General features: G+C 47.8%; 21 protein-coding genes and 2 pseudogenes. 19 read left to right on the top strand and 4 right to left on the bottom strand.

All coding sequences use genetic code 11. The features are described from left to right. Positions 1–577: 577 nt before the first annotated feature. From NDA01_RS27210 to NDA01_RS27120, 19 genes and pseudogenes are all read left to right on the top strand, one after another. Positions 578–1,159: a Pvc16 family protein gene (locus tag NDA01_RS27210; RefSeq protein ID WP_190550060.1), complete on the top strand. Its 582-nt coding sequence runs from the start codon at positions 578–580 to the stop codon at positions 1,157–1,159. A 27-nt stretch (positions 1,160–1,186) separates the two neighbouring features. Beyond that, entirely contained in the window at positions 1,187–1,948 is a 762-nt protein-coding gene (locus NDA01_RS27205) for a carboxypeptidase-like regulatory domain-containing protein (RefSeq protein ID WP_348230467.1), read from the top strand. A gap of 80 nt (positions 1,949–2,028) precedes the next feature. Then, the gene (locus tag NDA01_RS27200; protein ID WP_348230466.1) at positions 2,029–3,585 is read left to right on the top strand and encodes a phage tail sheath family protein; all 1,557 of its coding nucleotides are present in this window, start codon (positions 2,029–2,031) and stop codon (positions 3,583–3,585) included. After that, the gene (locus tag NDA01_RS27195; protein ID WP_348230465.1) at positions 3,585–4,733 is read left to right on the top strand and encodes a phage tail sheath family protein; all 1,149 of its coding nucleotides are present in this window, start codon (positions 3,585–3,587) and stop codon (positions 4,731–4,733) included. Before NDA01_RS27200 ends, NDA01_RS27195 begins: the two co-directional genes overlap by 1 nt. Positions 4,734–4,778: 45 nt before the next feature. Then, a complete protein-coding gene (locus tag NDA01_RS27190; RefSeq protein WP_190550056.1) occupies positions 4,779–5,231 on the top strand; it encodes a phage tail protein in 453 nt (150 codons plus the stop codon). A 22-nt stretch (positions 5,232–5,253) separates the two neighbouring features. Continuing rightward, on the top strand, positions 5,254–5,619 hold the full coding sequence (locus tag NDA01_RS27185; protein WP_431193542.1) for a phage tail assembly protein: 366 nt from the start codon (positions 5,254–5,256) through the stop codon (positions 5,617–5,619). A 17-nt stretch (positions 5,620–5,636) separates the two neighbouring features. Beyond that, a pseudogene (locus tag NDA01_RS27180) lies at positions 5,637–5,801 on the top strand (DUF6760 family protein); the annotation flags it as partial. 34 nt (positions 5,802–5,835) lie between these two features. Next, complete coding sequence (locus NDA01_RS27175; protein WP_348230464.1) at positions 5,836–6,378, top strand: phage tail protein; 543 nt, start codon at positions 5,836–5,838, stop codon at positions 6,376–6,378. A gap of 18 nt (positions 6,379–6,396) precedes the next feature. Further along, a complete protein-coding gene (locus NDA01_RS27170; RefSeq protein ID WP_348230463.1) occupies positions 6,397–7,692 on the top strand; it encodes a hypothetical protein in 1,296 nt (431 codons plus the stop codon). Further along, positions 7,683–8,381, top strand: a complete 699-nt coding sequence (locus tag NDA01_RS27165) for a CIS tube protein (RefSeq protein ID WP_348230462.1) — start codon at positions 7,683–7,685, stop codon at positions 8,379–8,381. The genes NDA01_RS27170 and NDA01_RS27165 overlap by 10 nt, the downstream gene beginning before the upstream one ends. 5 nt (positions 8,382–8,386) lie before the next feature. Continuing rightward, positions 8,387–9,460, top strand: coding sequence for a phage late control D family protein (locus NDA01_RS27160; RefSeq protein WP_348230461.1), 1,074 nt, complete (start codon positions 8,387–8,389; stop codon positions 9,458–9,460). Then, complete coding sequence (locus tag NDA01_RS27155) at positions 9,457–10,140, top strand: phage baseplate assembly protein V (protein WP_348230460.1); 684 nt, start codon at positions 9,457–9,459, stop codon at positions 10,138–10,140. The genes NDA01_RS27160 and NDA01_RS27155 overlap by 4 nt, the downstream gene beginning before the upstream one ends. A 1-nt stretch (position 10,141) precedes the next feature. Then, a complete protein-coding gene (locus NDA01_RS27150; protein WP_348230459.1) occupies positions 10,142–10,492 on the top strand; it encodes a hypothetical protein in 351 nt (116 codons plus the stop codon). Positions 10,493–10,496: 4 nt separating this feature from the next. Continuing rightward, positions 10,497–10,883 carry a GPW/gp25 family protein gene (locus NDA01_RS27145; protein ID WP_348230458.1) on the top strand — a complete coding sequence of 129 codons (387 nt, stop codon included), beginning with the start codon at positions 10,497–10,499 and terminating at the stop codon, positions 10,881–10,883. 4 nt (positions 10,884–10,887) lie between these two features. Continuing rightward, complete coding sequence (locus tag NDA01_RS27140; protein WP_348230457.1) at positions 10,888–14,541, top strand: baseplate J/gp47 family protein; 3,654 nt, start codon at positions 10,888–10,890, stop codon at positions 14,539–14,541. A gap of 42 nt (positions 14,542–14,583) precedes the next feature. Then, on the top strand, positions 14,584–15,513 hold the full coding sequence (locus NDA01_RS27135) for a baseplate J/gp47 family protein (protein ID WP_190550041.1): 930 nt from the start codon (positions 14,584–14,586) through the stop codon (positions 15,511–15,513). Next, on the top strand, positions 15,503–16,171 hold the full coding sequence (locus NDA01_RS27130; protein ID WP_190550039.1) for a phage tail protein: 669 nt from the start codon (positions 15,503–15,505) through the stop codon (positions 16,169–16,171). Before NDA01_RS27135 ends, NDA01_RS27130 begins: the two co-directional genes overlap by 11 nt. Before the next feature lie 73 nt (positions 16,172–16,244). Continuing rightward, positions 16,245–18,458: a hypothetical protein gene (locus tag NDA01_RS27125; RefSeq protein WP_348230456.1), complete on the top strand. Its 2,214-nt coding sequence runs from the start codon at positions 16,245–16,247 to the stop codon at positions 18,456–18,458. A gap of 36 nt (positions 18,459–18,494) precedes the next feature. Further along, on the top strand, positions 18,495–18,716 hold the full coding sequence (locus NDA01_RS27120; RefSeq protein WP_190550035.1) for a hypothetical protein: 222 nt from the start codon (positions 18,495–18,497) through the stop codon (positions 18,714–18,716). Between the two features lie 20 nt (positions 18,717–18,736). On the opposite strand, the gene NDA01_RS27115 is transcribed toward NDA01_RS27120, so the two are convergent. The 4 genes and pseudogenes from NDA01_RS27115 to NDA01_RS27100 form a co-directional block, all read right to left on the bottom strand. Then, positions 18,737–20,836, bottom strand: coding sequence for an AAA family ATPase (locus NDA01_RS27115; RefSeq protein ID WP_348230455.1), 2,100 nt, complete (start codon positions 20,834–20,836; stop codon positions 18,737–18,739). Between the two features lie 86 nt (positions 20,837–20,922). Next, positions 20,923–23,184, bottom strand: a complete 2,262-nt coding sequence (locus NDA01_RS27110) for an eCIS core domain-containing protein (RefSeq protein ID WP_348230454.1) — start codon at positions 23,182–23,184, stop codon at positions 20,923–20,925. Positions 23,185–23,324: 140 nt separating this feature from the next. Next, a complete protein-coding gene (locus tag NDA01_RS27105; protein ID WP_348230453.1) occupies positions 23,325–25,151 on the bottom strand; it encodes an eCIS core domain-containing protein in 1,827 nt (608 codons plus the stop codon). 643 nt (positions 25,152–25,794) lie between these two features. Continuing rightward, positions 25,795–25,899 (bottom strand): annotated as a pseudogene (locus tag NDA01_RS27100) (IS1 family transposase); the annotation flags it as partial.

Here is a 25,899-nt window from a genome sequence, read left to right as displayed (position 1 = left end):
ATTTCAGGCAGAAAGTGCCGCCACTTAAACAGAGCAGGAGTAGACATCACAGGGTAAGAAGGGAAGTTTGAGTCCGCTTACTTTACCATTGACTGGTTTTTTGCGACACAACCATCTAATTTACAGTCTCCTTCATTCGAGAGTTTTACCACCTGTGCAAATCGTTCCGAGCCGTTAAGTGGCTATTTGAGTTTGCGACCCACTGTCAAATTTTCCAGTTTCCAAAAGTATTTATGTATGGCTCGTTTTCATGAGTCACTTAGGATCGCTATATAATTAATTTCTAATAACTTCTCGATCCATTTATTAGCGCACAGCAATAAATCTAATAGTCCATACCATATTTCTGTTGGCTCCAATATAGGCTGTAACATAACCTTATTATCAAGATTAATATTAAGACTTCATAACATCTCCTCGTCAGCCTGCAAGATTTAGGGTAGAAATGCAGAAAGCAATATTCTTGGAGGCCTGAAACTCTTTCGTCAAGCTAAATTCAATCTACTTTTGATTGCTTGTGTCTATTGCGTGTATCTATTGCAGTAAGCACAAGGCAAGATGAATCAAGTTTTCACTTATGTTGCATGATTTGGACAGTTCGCTGGAAGAGTTAATTAGACGTGAGTTGCCACCCAGTCTTGTTGCTCCTGATGCTTTAACCCAAGTAACTATTAGCTTCGCCACTCCTGACAAAGACTTCACTAGGAATGTCAGTTTGCCTGCGATCGATCTGTTTCTTTATGATGTACGAGAAAACTTAGAACTACGCAGTAACGAGTGGATTATTGAGCGTCAAAGCAATGGTCAAGCCATGAGGCGACGACCACCTGTACGGATTGATTGCTCCTATCTGATCACGGTTTGGCCCAAAGAACCTTCAGATTTTCAAACTGAACATCGCTTATTAGGCGAGGTAATGAAAGCGTTGCTACGCTATCCCAAAATTCCAGCTCCGGTTTTACAGGGGCAATTAAGAGGACAAGAACCTTTACCGAGAGCGCTGACGCTACGGCCACCTCAGTTACAAAGCTTAGGAGAATTTTGGCAGGCCATGGGTGGCAGACCCAAACCTGCGATGAATTACACGGTGACGATCGCGGTGCCAGTGTATGACGAAGAAGACGAAGCTGTACCGCTGGTCATGGATCAACGAATTTAGGGGATAGGCTGCAACGAGAGGTAGGAGATGCCAAAGTGGACGCAATTGGAGCTAACTCGTCGTCAAGTGGCGATCTGTGGCTCAGTGCAGAATGCCCTCACAGGACAACTCATTCAGGGTGCGGATGTGCAGATAGAGCAAGCCCCAGAAACGTTTACTCACTGGCTGGCGATGAAAGCAGTGCAATATCGCGATCGCTGGCAAACGATGCTTGACCACCCAGATAAACAATATGTTGCATTAGGTTCTACTTTCTATTTAATCCGGAAATTGGGAGATAAAGAAAGTCTAAAGTTTCTGACTTGTACTGCAATCGATGGCTGCTTCTACTTTGTTGATTTGCCCGATGGCATGTACAGTTTGGCAATATCCTTACCGAGTGCGGGCAGCCGTTATAGTACGACACAAGTTGACAACATCCAAGTCTCCCGTGACAATAGCGGAACTATTCAGAGAGTCACGGTTGGAATTGACCTGCCTCCAACCGCAATTCAGGGTACCATCACCGAACAAATTAACAATTCTTCCAACCCTAAAAGCCAAACAGGTTCTCAGTTAGCACCCATTGTCTTAGCAAAAATTCAGGTTGAGGGTAGTGACACTGTTACTTACAGCGATCGCCAAGGCAACTACGTTTTAAGTGGATTAGAAGTTTGGCAACAATCATCAACTCAAGCTCCTCGACCTATGGTTCGTGTCTCAGCTCAGGGATACCAAACAACAGCTCAGGGAGTCGCGCTGACCCAAGGGCAAGTTAAGAATTTAGATTTTCAGTTGCTCCGCCAATGAATAACTCACTGAGTTATTAGAGCGTTGCAAGTTCGTTTAGTCTCCGTCTCAAGTCTCAATTTCCGACAAGGAGTTCGTCAATGCCAGACTACAGAACACCCGGTGTGTATGTTGAAGAGAGGCTTTCAGGATCTGCACCGATTGTAGGAGTCGGTACGAGCACTGCTGGTTTTATCGGTGTGGTTGGCGGTGAGACAACGCCTGCCAGTGGCAGTTTAGGCAGTACCGCTACCAGCCAACTCACGACTCAAGCCTTTGGCAGTGCCGCTGATAAGCAGCCGATTGGGACAGGAGATGGAACAAAAGTAGAATTTGAATTGCCTAAACCGGAAGGCTTCGCGAATGCAGAGGTTGTCACCGATTCAAGCTTTGCTTTTTTTGTCGGCTCCAGTACTAGCGAGCGCAGTGTTAGATCGATCAGGAATGAGGGCAGCAAAGCCTTCGTGACTTTTACGACTGCGCCAGCCAATAGTGCTCAAATTACAGGGTATTATCAACTGCGTGTTCCTGCGGCTGTCCCTGTAGCTAGTGTAGTTCCGTCTGGAGGCAGCGCGACAACTGCGATCGCCACTCTACCACCGGATGTTGCAACCAATCCTGATTTAGTGGCGGCAGGTCAAGTCCAGCTATGCACCAATTTTTCTGAGTTCAAAAAGTACTTTTGGGACTTCTCGAAAAACCCGCGCCAGAACTATCTCGCCCATGCCGTCTTTGGTTTCTTTAGAAATGGAGGCAGCAGTTGTTATGTAGTTTGGGTGAATCGAGAGGCGGAGATCCAATCTGCCTTAGAAACCTTTGAAACGATTGATGAAATTGCCATTGTGGCCGCTCCAGGGGTCACCGATAAAGATAGCCTGCAAAGGATTTATGCTCACTGTCAGCAGATGGGCGATCGCGTGGCAATTCTCGATACGCCAGAGGTGGTAGGCGCAGAGAACAAGTTGAATGCGGGACTACTCAAGCCTGGAGAAACCCCAGAAACAGGGATTTTGCCTGGTAATTCAGATTATGCAGCGCTCTATTTCCCTTGGTTACAGGTCTACGACCCAGCCACTAACAACAAGAAATACTTTGTTCCGCCTAGCGGTCACATGGCTGGCGTTTATGCCCGTGTGGATAGCCAGCGGGGAGTTTATAAAGCACCTGCCAACGAAACGGTTTTAGGCGCAACTGGATTAAAATACAGCGTCAGCAAAACCCTCCAAGCTGATCTCAACGATCGTGGTATTAATTGCATCCGCTTTCTCAACGGCAACATCCGGGTGTGGGGCGCTCGCACACTAGGTGGCAACGCCAATGGAGAATTCAAGTACATCAATGTCCGCCGTCTGTTTAATTATCTGCGCGAATCGATTGATGAAGGCACGCAATGGACCGTGTTTGAACCCAACGCCCCCGATCTATGGGCCAGAATCCGTCGTAATGTCACAGCATTCTTATTGATGGTTTGGCGGAGCGGTGCTTTGTTTGGCAACACGCCAGAGGAAGCGTTTTATGTCAAGTGTGATGAGGAAACCAACCCGCCAGAAGCAAGAGCCTTAGGACAAGTTGTTACAGAGATTGGAGTGGCAGTGGTGCGACCCGCAGAGTTCGTCATCTTTCGAATTACTCAATGGGATGGGCCCGGTGGTAGCTGATGGTTAACCTGTCTCCCATTCCTGGGGTTTATCGGGAGGAAGTCTTTGGCAAACCTGAGCGTCAACTACTGACGGGAGTCCCTGCTTTTCTGGGGCTGGCCTCCCAAGGCTCAGTCAACCAACCCCAAGATTTGACCTTATGGACGCAATTCCTCCAGATCTTTGGCACCAGTCTTCCGAACAGCTATCTGTATTATGCGGTGCGCGGTTTCTTCAGCAATGGTGGAACCTCTTGCTACATTGTCCGCCTTGACGAAGATTTGGCTCCAGAAACTGCTCTCCTGCAAGGACTGGAATCTTTAGCAGCTCTAGATACGGTTGATTTGATCTGTGTTCCAGATCTCTCACACTTGAGCCGAACTTCGGCTCAAAGCCAACAGATGCAAGCTGCGATTTTAGACCACTGCCAGCAACTAGGCGATCGCTTTGCCATTCTCGATGCTTGGAAAGATGCCACTGTTGCTACGGTTCAACAACAACAGCAGCAACTTTCAGAGCATCCCGGTGCCCTCAATGGGGCACTCTACTTTCCCTGGATTCAAGTTGAGAATAGTCCTCCTGAATTGAGGATTCCGCCCTGTGGTCATGTTGCTGGGGTGTATGCTCGCAGCGATCGTAATACTGGTGTGCATCAAGCTCCAGCAAATTTTCTTCTAGAGGATGTACTCGATCTCAGCGTCTCTCTCTCCCACGCCGAACAGATGACCCTCAGTTCTGCCAGCCAGGCGGGAGGTATTAATTACCTGCGAGTTTTGCCAGGCCGAGGTATACGAGTTTGGGGTAGCCGAACTTTAAGTCAAAGCTTCGACTGGCAATATATTAATGTGCGCAGATTGTTTCTCACAGTGGCTCGTTGGGGCGATCGCCATTTAGCAGATGTGGCGTTTGAACCCAACAGTTTTCAGCTTTGGGTACGAATCGAGCGGGAATTAACGACGTTTTGCGAATCTTTATTTCAACAAGGAGCACTTCAGGGGGCAACGCCGTCAGCCGCTTTTTATGTCACCTGTAACGCAGAGACCAATCCGCCAGAGGTGCGCGCTTTAGGCCAGGTAGTGACTGAAATCGGTTTGGCTCCGACGGTTCCCAATGAGTTTATTGTGGTGCAGCTGATTCATGGCAGTAACGGAGTCACGCTCAGTGGTTAAAGCCTTGTTTTCTCTAGTTTCTGGCTGTTATTAGGAGATTTGACGGTGCCCAGTATTAAACCTGCTCACAATCCCGATCCGTATCTTGGCTATAACTTTTATGTCGAATGGAATGGCATCCTCCATGCTGGGTTTCGCCAATGTTCTGGCTTGACGACGAGTCAGAATGCGGGCGAATACCGCGAGGGCACTGATCCGCCCACCATGCGGAAGCTACCGGGATTGAATACCTACGGCAATATCACGTTGCAACGAGGGATCACCAATAATGATGAACTCTGGAAGTGGCGACAGAATGTCATGAATGGCAATCTCGATCGCCGCGAAATTTCGATTGTTTTGCTCGACCAAACCGGGAGTGAAAAGATTCGTTGGAACCTGACGAACTGTTGGCCGACAGGTTGGAATGCTCCTGATCTGGATGCAACCACTGATGGAGCTGCGATCGAAACTCTGGAGTTAGTCCATGAGGGTATTAAGGTCGATAAATGGTCTTAAAGAGAGGGTTTGAACTAAAGATATGATGCAGCCCACTGAATTTCCATTTACATTGCCCCACGGTTATCTTGATGCGGAAGGTAATCTCCACCGGGAGGGCGTGATGCGGCTCTCTACAGCCTACGACGAGATCGCTCCACTCCGCGATCCACGGGTGCAAGCCAATCCAGGCTATCTGGTTTTGATTTTGTTAGCGCGGGTGATTACTCAGTTGGGCACCTTGCAACAGCTCAATCCCAAGATGATGGAAGGCTTGTTCTCTGCGGATTTGGTTTACCTGCAAGACCTCTACCAACGCATCAATCAAAATGGGCATAGCCGTTTATCGGTGATGTGCCCTCACTGCCAGGGGGAGTTTGAAGTAGAACCCGTACCTGTGGGGGAGTAACTTGCTACCCCTCCGATCGCTTACGAGAGGAGGTAGCGTATCTGGCCTACCATTTTCACTGGTCCTATGAGCAAATCATGTCTCTGGAGCATCGAGAACGTCAGCAATGGGTGGGAGAAATTACTCGAATTAATCAACAAGTCAACCCTTCTGTAGCCAAAAGTTCAGCTCAATGGTTCTAATCAATAGTTCAATCTATTAAAGAAGGAGAAGTCTGTGGCGATCGTGCCCTTGAATGCTGTCTTTGCTGGAACAACAGGTCAACTGGGTGTTCGCCTCGACCCTTATATGTCCTACAACTTCTTGGTAGAAATTGAAGGGCTGATAGCAGGAGGTTTTACAGAAGTAACAGGTTTAGAAAGTGAAATTGTTGTAGAGCAATACCAAGAAGGAGGGCGCAATGACTTTGTGCATCACTTTCCTACCAGGGTACAGTATCCCAATTTGGTTCTGAGCCGTGGCATCACTGACATGGATACAGTCTGGGGGTGGTATCAGGATGCTGCCAAAGGGGATATCCGCCTCAAGAACGGCACCATCATGTTACTAGACCGTCAGCATTTACCTGCGATGTGGTGGAATTTCAAAAATGCCTATCCAGTGAGATGGTCTGGACCCCAGTTTAATGCCAGTAATGCCACTGAAGTTGCGATCGAACGCATTGAACTCGTGCATCAGGGTATCGACAAACCGTTAGCTTCGCGTCTTCTGTCGGCAACCAGGGGTGCCGCTGCGATCGCTGGCTTTACAGGTTTCTAACGACTTAAGGAGTCATGTGTGCAGCAGGATACTTCTCTGGAATCAACCCACTGGCAAGCCTCCCTGAATCCAGGGTTATTGCGGCGGTTACTGCGGTCCGTGCAGCCCGGCGTGATGAAACCCCAGTTTGCCCATCAGGTCATTGCTCGCACGCAACGTTTGGGCGATCGTCTCCCTTTGTTAGTGCAATTTGCTCAACGTCAGGGAGGAATAGCTTCCCATCAGGTTAATCACCCCCCAATTGTCTATGCTCAACCACTACCCCAATCAAAAGGTACATTACCTAGCGCATCACCACAGCCAGTAGCTCCAAAGGTTCAATCAGGACCACCTACAGTAATTCAGGCAAAATTTGCAGCCTCTGCCACCTCTTCGGCCCCACCAAAATCTCGCCCTATAGTGCAAGCTAAGCTATCTCAGCCTGCTGCGATCGCCCCTACTACTCGGACATTTCATCATCCTCAATATCATAATTCCCCCAGTTTAGAACTCTTGCCTACTCCTGAATCATCTTTTTCTAGTTCACCCGCTCCTCCGGTAGTGCCAGCCAACCCACCAACTATCACTCAGTCAATTTCAAACGACTTGCCTCAAGCGGTGGTTAAGGCGATCGCTATATTGCCCACCTCTGAGCCACTCTCCTCTCCAAACTTGACTAAGCCTAAGTCTGAACAATCTCCGTTGGCAGTAGCACCTATTTCCCTACCGTCTAATCCGCATCCCATTGTGCAGGCTCAACAGCTTGTCGCTGGTTCTCCTCAACTCGAATCTTTTCAGGAATATCCGCATCCCACTCCTCCTAGCACTTCACCCCAATCGCAGCCTGTTCTGCTGCCGTCTGCTCCTCAGGTTGGCTTATCCACTACAAATCCTCAATTCCACCCGGGGCCTTCACCGTCTCGCCCTGCACGACCTAGAGTTCGAGTCAGCAATGGTGCTTCTCACCGAGTACTACCAAGAGAAGCTCAACCAAGCCCACAGCCAGCCACCTCACAGGGAGTTCCTCTAGTCTTTACTAATCCCCTCGTGGCAGCTGTGCAGACGTATCTGGATCAAGAAAAACAAAAAGATCAGCAGAGTAGCCGTAGTGTTTTCGAGGTAGAAAACTCCCGACAGGGAGGAACGCGATCGCCCCAAGTATCTCAGTCTTCTACAGCCCATACTGCTTCTTTTCCTCCTCCCCAACCGCAGTTCCCTACTGACAATTCTCAATCCGCAGTAGATGTAGAAGCATTAACCAAACAGGTGGAGAAGCGGTTAATGCAACGACTGGTCATTGAGAATGAACGCAGAGGTAAGACAAAATGGCGTTAGAGAAGCTGGAGATTGAAGTTGAGGGAATTTTTCTACCGCTCAAGGTTCTGTTTAATCCCGAACAAATTCAGATCAACCGCGAGGGTTGGAGTCAGCAAAACGGTCAATTGGTGGGCCAGAATAATCCTGCCACGCTCACCGTCAATTTGTTTTTTGACACCACATTGCCAGCCTCTACCTCTTTGCTAACTAATTTAGTGTCTGAGGCTGTGCCTGGTTTTCTCTTGGATGGATGGGGCAAATATCGACCTGAGGATGTTCGAAACCACACGCAACAAATTTATAATCTCACCCGCAAACAGGGAAAAAATCGACCTCCTTTTTGTAAGTTGACCTGGGGACGCGGCAATATTTTGTTATCACGTGGATTTCTCAAGTCAGTGACTAAATCCCTGACCCATTTTCTAGAAGATGGGACTCCGGTACGGGCACTGTTGAATTGCACCTTTGAAGAGCTCCTCGATCCGGAACTGGAGATCCGGATTCAAAACCCGATTGACGACCCAGTACGAACGGTGAAACGAGGAGAAACCTTGAGTAGCATGGCCGCAGAAGAATTCAATGATCCGGCGCTGTGGCGACTGATTGCCGAAACGAATCAAATGGATAATCCCCGGCGGCTGGTGCCTGGGCAACGCCTGACGGTTCCTCCCTTGCGAATTGATCGGAATTCTGGTCGAGGAGCGTGACATTGATGCTTGCCTCAAACAGCGATCGCCTCCTAATGCCGCGAGCAGAAATTTACATCAATGACAATCGGCAGCCAGCGCTAGAGCAAGATTTGTTGAGTCTTAACGTCTCGGAGGGACTGGGGTTACTCAGTCATGTACAGTTACAGTTACCAGGTAAGGATTTAATTAACAATCAATATACTTGGGTAGATGATGACCAATTAAAGATTGGCAATACTATCGCAGTTTATTTAGGGTACGGCAATCGGCTGGAAAAAATCATCTTTGCAGAGATCACCAACTTATCCTCTTCTTTCTCCCAGGAAAGTGCTTGTACGATCAATGTCGATGCTTATGATTTAGGCCACCGCTTACAACGGGGTATGAAAGCTCAGAGTTTTAAGGAAGCAAAACTGAGTGATATTGTGGCTACAATCGCTAGGGCTGCGGGACTGAAGGTTGATAAAATCCAAGACACGCAAATCAAGCTGGACTATGTATTGCTGCACAATCAGACCGCGATGCAATTCTTACAGCAGCAAGCCGAAAAGATTGGCTACAAAGTCTGGGTTGAAGATAAAACCTTGTATTTTCAAAAACCCCGCCGCAATGCCCTGAGACCCATTACGCTATCCTTCGATCGCGATGAGTTGCTAGAGTTTTCCGCCCGTCTGAGTACGATGGAACAGATTTCGCAAGTTGAAACACGCAGTTGGGATATCAAGAAGAAACAAGAGGTGGTGAGTATTGCCAAGGGTAGCCCAGAAGCTCCAAGTCCAGGGGGAGAAACCAGTGGCTCTAAAACGGCAACCCAAGTTTTTGGGACTACCAAAATCGTTAACTTTGCATCCTCAGCTGATAGCAAAGCGGAGACTGACCAAATGGCAGCGGGGCTGTTTGAAGAAATAGCAATGGACTACATCCAGGGAGATGGTAGTTGTCAGGGTCGCACCGATTTGCAAGCGGGGGGGATGGTGAATATTACGGGCGTTGGTCAGCGCTTTAGTGGACAATACATGATTACCGATGTCAGCCACAGCTTTTCTCTGACTCAAGGCTATCGCACGGATTTCACGGTGAAGAGGAACCGGGCATGATGAATCTCTTGATGGGCAATGGTGCGAATCCTGATGACAACCGATTCTATGGCGTGACCATCGGCATTGTTTCCAATAACAAAGACCCTGAGAAGTTGGGACGGGTGAGAGTTAGATTTCCCTGGCTCGGCACCAGAGATGAAAGCAACTGGGCCAGAGTGGTCAGCTTGATGGCGGGTCAAGGCCGAGGTTTGTATTTCTTGCCAGAAATAAATGATGAAGTTTTAGTAGCCTTTGAACATGGAGATATCCAGTCGCCTTACATTCTGGGGGCGTTGTGGAATGGTGTGGATAAACCACCACTGACCAACAGTGATGGTAAGAACAATCAACGGCTGATTAAATCGCGGAGTGGCCATCAGATTATCTTGGATGACAGCGAAGGCGGGGAGAAGATTATCATTCGCGACAAAACTAACAAGAATGAAATAGTCATCGACTCCAACACCAACACCATGACTGTGAAAGCCGAACAAGATTTAACCATTGAAGTGGGCGGTAAGCTCACCCTCAAGAGCGAAAAGGGGGAAGTGGCGATCGCTTGCAGCAAACTTTCCATTACCACCCAGCAAAGTTGTGAAATTAACTCTCGAGGCACTGGTAACATCACTGCCCAAGCGCCCCTCAAGCTAAAGGGTAACCCTGTGACAATTAATGACCCTGCTTTGGAGATTATGTAAGATGCCTGGTTATTTACTCAACCAAAGGACAGTAGCGCAATGTCCCCATAGCGGGCAAGCTCAGTTCACCGCATTGATTCCTCGGGTCAAAGTGATGGGACAACCGATCGCAGTCAAACTATCTCCACCTGGAGTCCCAGGTTCGCCCACAGCGATCGCCGGTTGTGTCAATCCTCCTCCACCCCCACCTACAAATGTAGGCCCCTGTATGACGGCCCTCTGGAATACAGCAGCCACGAAGATTAAAGTCATGGGAAATCCGGTTTTATTAGCAGATAGTCGGTCAACCTGTCTCCCGATTAATGCTCCCCTCTTGATTCTGATGACGCAGATACGGGTGAAAGGAACCTAGCGCAATGGAGGTTGACTTTTTAGGGATTGGTTGGACTTTGCCCGTACAGCTCACCGCCACAGGACAGATTGAAATGGCGCGGTATGAGGATTGTGTACGTCAATCGATCTGGATGATTCTCAGTACTGCGCCGGGAGAGCGGTTGATGCGCCCTGACTTTGGCTGTGGCATCCATGATCTAGTTTTCTCGAACAACAGTGCAGCGGCGATCGGACAGATTGTGAATGCTGTTCACCTCGCCTTAATTCGCTGGGAACCTCGCATTGATGTACTTGATGTTGATGCTGTCTCCGACGCTAACCAGCCCAATCACCTGCTGATTCAAATTAGTTACCAGGTCCGAACCACTAACAACCGATTTAACCTGGTCTATCCGTTCTATCTTGAGTAGCTCTATGTCGCCGTTGACCCCCAAGATTGACCAGCGTACCTACGACAGCATTGTGGCTCAGACCGCAATGTTAGTCGAGGCGTTTACCAAAACTGAAGGGGCAGCACTCGACGGCGCACCCATGCGAACTGGATGGAAACCACCTGGAGCAGCACAGGTGAGCCCAACCATCGATGCCCTCATGGGTCGGTTGCTAGACCAGGAGTTGATTGACCCGCAAACCTCTGAAACGATCGCCTGGGGAACGCTAATTGATGCTGCCTTGGCCGAGAGAATTATCCAAATTCCAGGGCTGGAGCAGGTAAGCGTCTGGTCACTGCCTAACTCTAAGGTGCCACCCGATGCAGGCTGGACGCTGATTCGCATCTTTAGTCACCTCGCAACCCTGGTGCGCGATCGCCTGAATCAAGTTCCAGAGAAAAATTTTCTGGCATTTCTCAATTTGATTGGCACCCAGATCTTGCCACCTCAACCCGCGCGGGTACCACTGACGTTCTACCTAGTAGAAAACAGTACCGTGGATGCCTTGGTGCCTGCCCAAACCCAGATTGCGGCACTTCCGGTTGAAGGGGCAACTGAGGAGGTCGTGTTTGAAACCGAGCGGGATGTGCTGATTACCCCAGCGCAGTTGCAAGCAGCCTTCGTGCATCAACCGGATATAGATGCATATAGCGATCGCACTGCCATTGCCACAGGCCAAATCGACAGCAGTTTCCCGGCGTTTGTGGCCGACCAGCCAACGGAACACAGCTTCTACCTCGCCTGCGATGCTTTGCTGACTTTGCCTGGGTCTAAAACAGTCATTCTGACGTTTGATTCTCCGCAAGGTGCGCAACTCGCGTCCTTACCTGTCACCTGGTCATTTTGGCATGGAACGCGTTGGCAGCCGATCGAGAGTACCTCAGGATCTGGGGATCTTCAGTGGACTGTGACGCTGAGGAATTTGCCACCTTTGACTCCTCACCCGATAGATGGACAGGTAGCAGGCTGGTTGCGAGCTGAACTAGCCAGCCCTTTGAGAGATACGTCTACCCGTTTTCAGATTCAAAATATTCAGGCTCGGCTAGCCAGCGATCGCGAGAACCTTAGCCCTGATCACTATTTCTTCAACACCACAGCGATCGATACCAGTAAAGACTTTTACCCGTTTGGTGAACAGCCCCGCTTCAATGACACCCTATACCTAGCCAGCCAGGAAGTCTTTTCTCAGTCAGGCACGCAAGTCACAGTGAAACTGAAGTTGAATGATGACTATCCACCCAAAACGGATGGCGGGGTAGCAATTCAATGGGAAGCCTGGAATGGAGAGACCTGGCAGATTATCAAAGAGAAAAGTGTCGGGATATCTGCTGCTAATTTCACCAGTGATACTTCTGGTGTCGTGTTGCGACTGCCCGCTGTAGTAGCTGCCAAGACTGTCAATGGGGGGACTAACTATTGGATACGGGCTCGCTTGGTCAAAGGCCACTATGGAGAAATAACGTCTGTTCAGCCTCCCTTACTCCAGAGTTTGAAGTTAAGCTACACCGCGTCAACGAGTTCGCCGATTTCTGCCTGTCGCGTCTATCATCAGCTCACCTACTTGAATCCCTTAGCCAGCGATCGCTTCACGCTAGCTCAGGACCGCAAAGCAGGTGAAAAAACACTCCGGCTGCATCAGGTGGATGGACTCCAAATAGGGGATCGCTTACGCATTGAACCAGACAGCGCCCGTGAAGAAAACCACGAGATTGCAAGCATCGATGTGGCTCAAAACCTGGTTATCCTCACCACTACCCTGACGGGCAACCACAATCATGGCAGCCAAGTTCTGCGCGATTTTCAACCTTTTCCCCCGATTGCAGATACAGATCCAACGCTCTATCTTGGCTTCGATCGCCCTTTCACCAACCGCACGATCGCCCTTTATTTACAAATTGACGCCCCTTCACCAGGAGCAATCGCCAATAGTAACTCCTCCGATTACCCTGCCCAACTGATTTGGGAATACCGTTCGCCTGGCGGTTGGGCCAGCTTAGGGATGACTGACGAAACGGGCAACCTCAAAGAACGCGGCTTGATTCGCTTCATTGGGCCATCTGATTTTGCAGCACACATTGAGTTTGGGCGATCGCTGTATTGGTTGCGCTGTCGGTGGCAAGCAGGTGACTTTCGAGTTCATCCCCAACTACACTGCGTGCTGACGAATACGACCTGGGCTGTTCAAGCAACCACGGTGATTCATGAAATGCTGGGGCCGAGCAATGGCAATCCTGACCAGATGTTTCGCACCAGTCAAACTCCAGTTTTGCTAGGACAAGCGCTGGAAGTTCAAGAAGCAACATTGCTGGCGGCAAAAGGAACATTGCCAGAAACTTCCCTTACTCAGGAGATGACTGTAGTTCAGGATGAACTTGGAACGGTGGAGGCTGTCTGGGTGCGTTGGCAGGAAGTGCCCGATTTTTATGGATCAAGTGCCCACGATCGCCACTATGTTTTAGATCGGCTGACAGGAACCCTGCGGTTTGGCAATGGACAGCAAGGGATGATGCCTCCTGCTGGAACGAATCTCCTCCGTCTCACCTATGCGAATGGGGGTGGCAAACACGGCAATCTCCCCGCCCAAACCATCACTCAACTGAAAACCACAATTCCTTACCTCGATCGCGTCACCAATCTGGAACCTGCGGGAGGTGGAGCGGATCAAGAGCCGCTAGAGCGAGTCAAGGAGCGGGGACCAAAAGCCCTACGCCATCAGCAACGAGCAGTCACTGCTCAAGATATGGAAGATCTCGCTTACGAAGCTTCATCGGAAGTAGCACGCGCCAAAGCGATTACCCCACATTTTGCCTCTGAGGGGCTAGAATGGCTACCATTTTATGGGTTTCGGATGCCAGCCTCAGGCCCGATCAGCGTGAATCTTGAGGGCTTAACGTCTGCTAGTGGCACTGACACCACTCGGTTAAAGGTTCAGATTCATGGACCCGGACAAGCCAGTCCCTACGCTAGCCAGGAAGCGCAACGAAATCAAACTTTGGAGTATCTGGTTACCGATGAAGACCTAGCCTTAGGTGTAGAGTGGTCGGTCATGATTGTTAACTTGACGGATAACCTCATCACCGGAGCCTTAACCATTACTTATCCGGGTGGTTCCCTGAATGAATCCCTGAGTGTTCCAGCCCAAGGGCAGCCTCATGTCGAGGATGCTGGCAGGGTAGATTTGCTGATTGTGCCCAGCAGCTCTGCTCAACAGCCAACTCCTAGTCTAGGCTTGCTAGACCGAGTGGAAGCATATATCCGCGATCGCTGTACTCCCACCCTAGATCTCCGTATCACTGAACCTGTTTGGGTCGAAATCACCGTCATCACTCGACTCGTGCCCACTTCCTTTGCTGTTTCTGATGCTGCTAGAGCGGCTGCCATCCAAGCTCTAACGCAGTTTTTACACCCCCTGCTCGGCGGAGTATCTGGACAGGGCTGGGCATTTGGTCGGCGGCCCCATAAGTCAGACCTTTATGCTGTTTTGGAGGCTATTCCCACGATTGACCATGTGGAAGATCTCTCGATCGTCAGTATCCCTTCACTCGGTGATGATCTCAGCATTACCCCCCTAGATCCCAGTGAGCGCGATCGCTTTCTGATCTTTTCTGGCAAGCACCAAGTTACTTTGCTGACATAAAGTTCTCAAGCTCTCTTACTCTCTGTTTTACTCGTTGTTGCTATGTCCATTCCTCTCCCTAACCTAGATGACCATACCTACGCAGACTTACTGGAGGAAGTGCGATCGCTGATTGCCCGCGAGTATCCTGAATGGACAGATCACAACCCTTCGGATACAGGGGTGATTCTGCTAGAGTTATTCTCCTGGCTCACAGAAATTGTGCTTTATCGGGTGAATCGTATTCCGGCGCAGAATTATGAAACGTTTTTGAAGCTGCTGAACGGCCCCGATGCCATGCCACCTCAGGATTTAGCAGTGGCGATTCGAGAAACCATTTTGTCCTTACGTAGTCGCTATCGAGCGGTTAGTGCTGAGGACTTTGAGCAACTCGCCCTAGGCGATTGGCATCATACCGCTGCGGCTCAGCAATTAGGGAGCCAAGGCATCATCCAACGCGCTAAATGCTTACCTCAGCGGAATCTATCTCTTCCGGATCAGCAGAGATGGGACCAGGAAGCTCCAGGTCATCTCAGCTTGATTGTGGTGCCCGCTGCCTGGGAGACTAATACACCCCAGCCTACGACTGCCTTGCGGAGAAATCTCTGGCAGTGGTTGGATCAACGACGACTCCTCACGACTCGTCACCATGTTGTGAGTCCTGTTTATCAGACCGTCACGATTACGGCACAACTCTATCTGGAAGCAGGTGCGGTCTCTACCACCGTTCAACAACAAGCTAGGGAAACGATTCTCCACTTTTTTCATCCCTTGTCAGGCGGGAAAGATGGCAAAGGGTGGCCGTTTGGTCGTCATGTTTATGTTTCTGAGGTTTACGAATTACTCGATCGCGTACCCGGAGTGGACTATGTGGAGAACGTGCGGCTCCAAGGTAGCACCAATAATGTGACGCTAGCGGATTACCATCTGGTTCAGGTCGCGGATGACAGCACCTTGACCATTACGGAGGCTTGGCAAACCGATGACAACTAGTAATCAAAGCGATCGCACCAGTAACTACCTCCAGTATTTGCCAGGGATTTTGCAGGCGGAGCCATTCATGGGCCGCTTTTTGCTGGCGTTTGAGCGGATCTTAACAGGGCTACCCAATGACCCCGATCATCCTGATCCACTACCTCAACAACCTGGCTTAGAAGAGTATATCGATCGCATCCACACCTACTTTGACCCTCATCCCGCTCAATCTGGAGAGACACCCGACAGTCTGCAAGCCAAGCGCACACCGGATGAGTTTCTGCCTTGGCTGGCGAGTTGGGTGGCTTTGAGTCTCCGCGATGATTGGGAGCCAGAGGTCAAACGACGATTTATTAGCCAGATGGTATCGCTGTATCGCCTCCGGGGAACGAAGGCTGGCTTAAAGCGGTTGCTAGAGCTATATACCAACGAAGAAGTAGAAATTTATGAATTTGACCACCTGCCTCACTACTTTCAGGTGCAGATGACCCTAAGTGCCAGCAACCCAGACTTATTACGTAAGAAAGAAGAGATTGCCCGCGCCATTCTCAATCAGGAGAAACCCGCTCACACCTTCTACTCGCTCCAAATTCTGGTGCCCTCCATGCAGATCATCAACGATTTCAGTCAAGGAGGTCTAATTTTAGGACGGAATACGATTCTGGGGACTCGGTAGGTCAAGCGATGAGCTAGAGACTCAGCAAGATGTAAACCATTCACGACAGCGCAGAAGTTAAGGAAAGCCTACAATGCCAGCCGACTATCGCCAATATGATTACATCAGTAAGCGGGTGCGCTACTTTGATGCTCAGTTTCTCAAAGACCAAGACTTTATTGACGAGCAGAAATATCATCTCGATCGCCAACGCCGCTCCCTCCGCTATCTGCATGTTTCAGGCATTGTCGATGGACTGACCGTTGAGCCTGGGGATGGCAACAACGGAGATGCTAAGTCTCAGGCCACGATCGCGCCGGGTACTGCGATCGATCAAAACGGTTGCCAAATTGTACTGGTACCGAGCGACCCTCCCGAAACAGTTGGACTCGAAAGTTATCGTGGTCAAACAGTTGAAATCTTTATCTCTTACCAGGAGATTGAATCAGACATGGCCCAGGAGGGCAGCAAAGCGAATCGGCGCTGGCATGAGAGGCCATTAATTACTGTGGTCAAACTGGGAGATAAGGCTCCCCTAGCTGGGGTTCGATTGGCGAGGCTGAACGTGAGTAGTAGTGGCCTGGTGACGATCGATCGTAACGATCCAACTGTGCGGCAATATGCAGGCATCAGCCTACCCAGCTCGGATAATGCCCGTCCTACTTTGCGCTCTGGTGGAGAAGAAGCGAGCAATTTAGCAGTGCTAAGTGGGAGCCTTAGCATTAGCAACAACGTTGGTATCGGCACTAAGTTCCCCAAAGACAAGCTCTCGATTCAAGGTGGGGCACTTTCCTTTGCCAACGAAAATGCCGTTCCTCAGATGGGAATCGATTACGACACTGCTACAGATACTCTCAGAGTGCGTAGCAACCGAGACGCACAGGTGTTGAATACAAATCTCCTCAGCATTAACCGCACCACTGGAAATGTCAGCATTGGAACTTCTACCACCAGCGGTGGGCTGGAAATCAATCGCGGTGGTACCAATGATTTGGCGTTCTCTCTCAACTCTTCGGGCGCGGGCTGGGGGTCAGGGCTACAGTTCAGAAATACTGCAACAAATGCTAGAACCTATGGCATCTATTCAGGGAGTGATGGCAAATGGCACTTTGCAGATGTCAATAGCAGTAGCGATCGCTTAGTGGTCGATCAGGTTGGCAATATCGGCATTGGCACAATAGGGCCGAATGCAAGGTTAGAAGTCAAGCTGGCTAATGCAACGACTGATACCAGCCTGAAATTGGAACATATTGGCTCCAACTTTATTGTGCGTCCCCTCACAGCAGGGGGAACCTCCTCTGTGATTGAGAATACCGGAGGAGGGGCTTTAGTCATTAACCCTAAAGCTGGCAATGTTGGTATTGGTGCAGGCGATCCCAAGGCAAAGCTAACCATACAGACACCAAAGGATTATGATGGCGATACGATTCGCTTCGAGTCCAAGAAAGAGCCTGCAAACTATTATTTGAATCTTAAGACATCAGTCAGTGATGGCGTTGTACAGTGGGTTTTCGATCAAACGAATTTAGGCACTGCTTACAACTCAGTTCTTGCTTTCGATCGCGGCAATGTTGGCATTGGCACCAACAATCCTAAAACAAAACTACAGGTGACGGGTGGAAATATTTCGATCGACTACGGGGAGAATGGCTACTTGCTTGTAGACCCCGCAAATAACTGGCCCAATGGGACTCACAGGTTGATAGGTGTCGAATGGCTGAACAATACAGACACCGTCAAACTATACACTCCTGGAAGTCAACGTAAAGACCCGATCATGACGCTGGACGCAAATGGCAACATTATGATGGGTACGAGTGGAACCACAGCCAACATTGATTTAACTGGTCATATTCAGTTGAAGGAATATGGCACGGGAGGTATTGCTTATCTACAAGCGAGGGATGACAACTCTAATAGAGATATTGGTCTACGTTTTAGAACTCAAACTAAAGGTTCTTCAAGTCGTCAGGTGATTGAAGCAATGACAATTAATCCCGATGGCAACATCGATATTGTTCAAAAGCCAATTGAAATAACTAAGTATTCTAACATCGGCGACGACACTAATTATAACACTGGCTATAGTACGAGTAATTGGCTCTGTACCATTGCTGGTTTCCATAGTGGTGTTGGGGACATCAATGAAAAAGATTCTGGGGAAATCATCAAAGTTTATGCATACCCCAATTCAAATGGATACTGGCATATCAGGGCTGATTTTCGGACTCATAACGTTAACGAAAACTGGACTATTTGGCTAATGGCAATTCGAACAGGTTTTGCCAAAGCTACTAATGCTCTTTAAGATACGATTTTTTGTAAAAGTAAAGAGAGAAGACTAATGAGAGAGAGGCTAGAACAACGCTTGGCATCCCTTAAGACTGAATTTGAGGCAGGTCAAAAGATGCTAGCTGATTTAGAAGCGAAGCAAGCTAGCGTGCGGGAGACTTTACTACGCATCAGCGGTGCAATTCAAGTTCTGGAGGAAACTTTGGCAGAACCTGAGCTTACAAACATTGAAGACAACGGCAGCGTTTCTTCAGAAATGATAGAAGTCTCGTAGCGAGTCGCAGAGTGCGATCGCTATAACTTCTCTAAAAACAGCTTGCCAGTTTTTTGATATTCACGTTGAGTCGCACGAGTTATATGGTTGAGTGTTACGACTTTGCCATCACTAGCAGCTAAAAACGCAGCAGCCAAAGCAATATTCCGGATACAGGCCCCTGTAATCTCGAATTGTCGTGCCAGCAGCTCAAAATCTAGATCTTCCTGCTTTGGTAGTTTCTGGGGCCAAACCTGTTGCCAAATCTGGAAACGTTCCTGTTGGTTAGGTAGCGGAAAATCAATGATGAACTGAAGTCGGCGCACAAAGGCATCATCAATACTACTGCGGAGATTGGTAGTCAGAATGGCAATCCCCTCATACTCTTCCATTTTCTGTAAAAGATAACCAACCTCAATGTTGGCATAGCGATCGTGAGCATCTTGAACTTCCGATCGCTTCCCAAATAGAGCATCTGCCTCGTCAAACAACAGAATTGCATTGGAACTTGCAGCAGCCGTAAAAATGCGATCGAGATTTTTCTCAGTTTCACCAATATACTTACTAACAATTTGCGATAGATCAATTCTGTAGAGGTCAAGTTGTAGCTCATTCGCAATTACTTCTGCTGCCATTGTTTTACCTGTACCTGGCAGACCAGAGAATAATGCGTTCACCCCCTTACCTAGAGACAGCTTTTGCTCAAAGCCCCACTCTTCGTAGACAAGCTGACGATATTTAGCCTGATTACAAAGTTCTTGGAGCTGAGTCAGTTGGTCTGGCCGTAGAACAATATCGTCCCAGGTATACCTTGCCTCCATCTTCCGAGCCAGTGTTCCTAAGTCATGACCTGATTGAGCACGAGCTGTGGAAAACAAATCAGAAGTGGTTAATTTTTGATTTTTGAATTGGCTATTGTGCACGGCAGTCGCTACAGCCTCAGCAATTTGGGTAGAGGTGAGACGAAACCGAGCCGCGATCGCCTCTAAATCAACCTGATCCAGTTTGAGATCTGCCAGTTTCAAATATCTCTGCCAATAGCGCTGTCGCTGAGCAAAGTCAGGCATGGGAAAACTAATCGTGATTATGCCTAGAGGCTTTGATGCACTAGGCACCCAAGACTGCTGACTCGCCACAATAGTGATTCCGTGACTGTCAGCAAGTTGGGCGAGCAAAGATTGATTGGCGATTGCCTGTTCATCAGTTTGCAGGATATCAAATCCATCGAAATACAAGAGCGCCTTCTGAAACCAAGATTCACGAAACACTCGTTGCAGCATCGAGGCAAACTCAACTTTGACATTGAGCATTCGAGGCAGATCAACAACCAGCAAAGGAATTTTCAACATCTTGGCTAGCGCTTCTGCGGTTTGGCGCTTTCCAGGGCGATCGCTACCCTCAAAATAAAGTCGCAGGGGTTGCTCAAGTGCCCATTTCTGCTTAACTAATTTGGTCAAACTGCGCTTTAATTCAGTTGGCAACAGTAGATCCTGCAAGCGAACCTGCGCTGCCATTAACTGACACCAGCCAGCCAGTTGACTATCTAATCCGGGTTGATCCAGCAAGAAACGCACCACCTGCTCATCTAAGTGCAGTTCGTGCATCAGAAGCGTAGATTTGCTCTGATTAGGATCGAGCATCAAGTGGAGCAATTCATGACAGACCAGTGGTGCATCAGGAGCAAAGTGAACCCGTCGAGTAAGCTTATCGATCGCCGTCGAGCAAAGCAAGTTCAGCGCTAAATCTACACTGGGACGTTTACACCGCACATCATCTTGCAAATAAGCATAAAGACGTTCATAACGACGATCGAGTTCAGGAGCGAGAGCGATCGCCACCACATCCAAATCAAACTTATCTAGCTTAAAAGTGCGCTGCAACCAATCCAGCCGAGATCCAGAATCAATCGCGATCGCTGGAATTGGCTCATCAGATTCTACATATCCTTGAAAGTTAGGTGCACCCGGTTCACGGGTCAGCAGGCGATCAACCTCGGTATTAACGTCCAGCCTCCTCTCAGCGTCACTGGCAGAATTTAAGTCAAACGCAGACTGAGCAGCAGCGATCGCATATTCGAGGAGGGGATCGAGTCGCTTCAGGAGAGACAATAATTCAGTCAAGTTGTCATTGTTATCGGACATGAACCTTGTTCTACATGCTGTTGTTATACAGACTCTGACTAGCTGACAAGTTGAATCAGGTCATAGAAGTTTTGTAATTCCTTACCTTAAAGTAGGGCCTTATCCTCTAATACTTCTGCCTCTCCCTTTAAGTCATCAACCTGAGATGTTTGCTTCGCCTCACTATTAAACCAACGCTCAAAGAGTTTATCTCCTTCAACCTGATCTAGCTTTTGAAAAATTATTTGAAATTCCTTTAACAGTTGAATGTTCTTCCCATGTATTGCGTCATTAAGCGCTTTGACTAGCGGGCCAGATCGATGTTCTACAAGTACACGAACATCGCGCCTATCAGTATCTAAAAAGGGTAATCTTGGCTTCTCCTCACTGCCCAGGTACCCTCTTTCTCCCTCTGTGTTTACTCCTAATGTTCTGATCTCTTCAGGCTTAAGGCTTGTTTCCAGATTTGGAAGTTTTCCAATATAGGGGCTTGGATTTTTTTCATCTGAGCTGTGACTACCTAGTACAACTAGCCTTGGTAGGCTTCCCTGAATTTTGTTGAGAATCTGTTTCCTCGGTCCATCCTCGCTCTTGTCTTCGTCAAGCATGCCAATTAGGATATCTAGAGGAGTTTTACAGTTCGGGCTAGTCCGATTTCTACCTGTAGTACTGATGTACAATATTTCTCCATGAATCTCGGCCTGCAGCTTGCCATAGAAGTACGCGATCAGTTCCACAATTTCCTTAATTTCACCACTTTCTGGCAATAGCAGATTTTTATCTGCCTTGTCCAGTTTTAGAAATCCCGCTAACGGTAGGCTATGAGTTACATGCTGTACCGAGGTAGGAGATTTAGGCTTGTCTGAACCAACAGTGGACAACCATTGTCCAATTTCCCCATATATTGGTGTCAATTCCCAATTTAGAAGCATTTTTTGATCTTCTTTCTTTAAAGATTTAGATAAGGATATCATTTTCGGTTTTGGAGACTCTTTTTTTGATATTTTCTCCTGTCCTTTTTGGGCGAATTTAGATATAGGAAATGCTTGAATTGCTGCTTGAACGTTAGCAAAATCAAGTTTAGCAGTTGTTATTCTCTCTGAATTTATAGGAGCAGTCCTAAATTCTACTTGTACTTCTTTCTTGCTAGGATTGTAATCGTCTATTACCATCTCAACAACGAGATCTTCTGCGACCTTGCACTTTGCAAGTGCCTGATTAACATATCCTTCTATTTGATTGCCAAACTTAGGATTAACTTTTAGATGACCACCTGTTTCCATTTCATAACCGAATCTTGTCTTCCCTTCTGTGTGAAGTTCGGTGGGGTTACCAACTACAGGAGTTTGATATTCTGGATGCAATAGTCGCTTTACGTCTTCCTCACGCTTGGCCTTATTTTCCTCAATTTGAGTCTTTGTTTTCTCTATTTTACGCTTCTCTACTGTTTCTGCTTTTTCTACTATATCCTTGATGTCTTTCAATACTTTTGACAAAAGTATCTTATCTGGTGATCTAATTGCTGTATCAATGATGGGGTCAATCTCTTTAACATATTTTTCTGTCCTATCATTGCCAATCTCCTTCTTGACTGCATTAACTACTGAGGTCTTCTGCATTTTATATTCGGGTTGCCCCCTAGCGTTGGATGAGTAGTAAACAGCTTGCTGAATTATCGGCTTTTCGTCCTTGTTGGGAGGACTCATGGAATAGTCATTGACTTTATTACCCTGGTACTCAGCAGCAGTTGGATGCAGATGTTCGTTTGTTGTAGTTACTGCTATTCGTGCCGCCATGTTATCAGCTTCTCGTTCGAGCCAAGGCTCATCATTGATTGGTAAGCCCTGAAGATGTATTGTTCCTCGAACCCTCCCCTGTTTTTGCTGAACAACATGCCAAGCTTCATGTGGAAGGTACTTTTCCTGCCCTGGTCCTATATAAATATCGTCGCCCTGCGTGTATGCCCGTGCCAGCATTTGAATAGGTTGGGCTGAATTATAGTGAACTTTTACACCGTCCATGGATATGCCACAAAGTCTCTCAATCCTGGCTTTCATATTGCTGGGCAAACTGTTGTTGCCTGTAGATTGGCCTGTACCTTGATCATGCTTATTCAATGGCGTTGTTTGAACTTCACTCATTTCACTCGCCAATTCCTGATATAAGCCCCGGAAAATGGGCTTTGCCTGAATTGGTTGCCGAGTATCAGGAGTTCTTGGGTGTACGGTAATGCATTGACTTGCCGCATGACTGCCGATTGTTGCTTGCAGTTGCATTACAGGATGCTCTGGAGGTTTAATTGCTGCTTCACTCAGCACGGTAGAACTTGCAGAGGCAGATTGGGTTTGGTTGAGGCGCTGCAATCTCATGATACTGTTAGCTCCCGGTAGCAGAGGGCGAGCGCCAATAGAAACTCAACGATAACTCATTTGGTTCAGACGTAATTGCTGGGATCTTTTGCCTGGTTCTGTACATCCCTAAAATTAGATGTGCCCGGTTCACGAGTCCCCTATACTTTATCCCAAATATCAGGATTATCAACATCCTGGGGTATTTGTGGCTTACCTCCAGGCTTATAAGTTGCCTGATTAGTATTGTCAATCACTTTAAAGACGGCTGTAACTTTTTCTGCCCAGTTATCCAAGTTTACATCTTGATCAATGCCGAACATATCTCTCAGCCCACGTAGCTCGAAAATAGGAGCTTCTTTAGGTTGCGCCTTCTTCGGTTGATCAGCATGTAGACTATCCAGATTTAGTTCATCTACTAAACTTTCAGTAGCATGTTCTGCTTCATCCTCTAGAACTTCGATGTCAGTAGACTCACCATAGGCTCCCATACCTTCAAAGCGCTTATCTGTACCCTTGCTCAACCAATCCTGATAAGGCAGATCTCGCAGCCACTGATCCCGGGTAACATTCAGTTTGTACTGTTGCTTTTCTGGATCACCAAATAATGGATCTATTTCCATTAAAGGCATTCCCAGTACCGCTTCTTTCCTGAGCTCCTTGAGCGATCGTGCTTTCGTTACTGGAATCAGCTTGTCTTTGGCGTCCAACTGATAAGATCCAAAGCCTTTACCGACATTCCAGTTCCGTTTGAATTCCCCAGTCTCTTTTCTTTGGAAGGACGGCAGCATCTTTTGGGCTATAGTCAAAACCATGTTGACCCATTTGTCTAAATTTCTACGAGCGCTAAAAAATTCGTGTTCAGGTACGAGTTGGAACATCTTAGTGAACGAGGTACGGGCCATAATCGTAAAGGCTGACTTTGGATAGAAAAGTGCCTGCTTACGTGATCCTTGTTCCAAGTAAGATACCAGCAACATGACTAGGCCTACGAGCTCCTCACTTGGAGTTGCTTGGTTTAAAAATTTCTCCTTAAAGTCTTGATCGTTCATCTCACTGATAAACTTACTGACATAGCCTTGGTAGGAAGTTCCCACTCCGTGACGATATAACTCAGGAATTTTGTCTAGTGAGACAGATGGAGATGCTTGCATTTTTCCGATCGGAGCACCTGGGATGATGTTGATGTTGCTGTCTCCACCAAAGTCAGCGGCTGAGAGCGGCTCATTGTACTGTTCATGCACTGTTACCATATCAACTAACTTTTTACGGGCATCCTCAACTGAAACTAAAGCCTCATCCTTGGTTGCATATGGTTTTGTAACCACTTCGATCGCAGAAGTACTGTCGTCGGCATACTCGCCTTCGATCTTATATCCTGGTCCCTCTATAATTTTTTCTCCCTTAGCCAGGCGACTTTGATTTTCATCATCGTGTTGTGTTTTCCAAGTGCCAAATTCAAACTCAAAACCAATTGCGCGCTGAATTAATTGAGGCTGGAAGCCACCCGTACCTTGCTGAATAGTATGTGTTAACTCATGTGCAAGCAGTTTTAGTCCTTCTGTACTGCTTGGATTGTATTCCCCTCGTCTAAAAAAGATATCCTTTCCTGTAGTGAAAGCTCGCGCCTTAATGGAGCGATTTGAAGCATCAGCATGATCGCTTGTGTGAATCCTGACTCCACGGAAATCTACGCCACCAAATGCTTGTTCCATTGATGCTCGAATTGTTTTATCAAGCGGTTGTCCACTGCCGCGTGTGGATTGAATCGAAGCCTCCAGTTCTGGACTTGCTACCATAGCATCTTGGCCGAGTTGGAGCTGAGTCTTCGGCTTCATTTGCAGATTCCCCCCATTAGAACCAGATTTTTGTTGAAGGGCTTGATTTGACAAGGACTGATCTAAATGCGGAGTACTTAAATGTTGTACAACTTGTTGAGCAAGGCGATCGGCTTCTTGCTCGTACTTGTCTTTTGATGCACCAATCATTAGCTTCGGCTGAAGTACTAGGCTCTGAGACGAGCTAGCTGCTAATTCCTGAGACAAACCTCGAAAATTTGGTTTTGGTATTGGCATCGGTGGACGAGGTTGCCGATTCTGAACTTTCCACCGAGATTGAGCCTGTCCAAAGTCTTGCTGACGTTCATACCTCTGCTCAGCCTCTGTCCCTAGCTGCCTCTTTGAAGAACTCACTTTGTGCGGGGGCAACTCTCTCATGGTGTTCTCCTAGATTTGACAAAGGACAGAGCGCAGCTTAACGTTCATCATCTGTGATGCGTGCCTGCTTCTTAAGTGAGAGAAATAGTTTGAAACAATACGATACTGTAAAATTCTTCCTATCTATTGTTACATCTTTCTGTATAAAGAAAACAATAGTCATAGTGCTTGCATTGTCTGTGATTGAGCGATCGCTTTCTATACATGGCTATGCATTGTCACATCTTTCTTCACAAATAGAATAATCCTGCAAGAGTTTGCACAGTGGACAATTGAGCGATCGCCCTCCTTTCTAATTCGCCCTTCAGGGATGACAAATTTAAGGAAAGTACACGGTTTTGATGACCAAATATCACAACATTTTTCGTTAATGGAAGAGATGTTGAGATCGCTTCAAGAAAACTCCATGGTAGTGCTACACAGGTAATGATGCATTGTAGTGATGGATGAAGTACCAAATCGCACTAATGTGATTCTCCAGTGACTTGGAAAAGGATAAGCTTTTGCGCACTAATCGAGA

The organism is Trichocoleus desertorum AS-A10, assembly GCF_039962155.1.
Classification (GTDB): Bacteria; Cyanobacteriota; Cyanobacteriia; order FACHB-46; family FACHB-46; genus Trichocoleus.
Note: the sequence above shows the minus strand (reverse complement) of the source record. Positions and strands in the feature narration are given on the sequence as shown.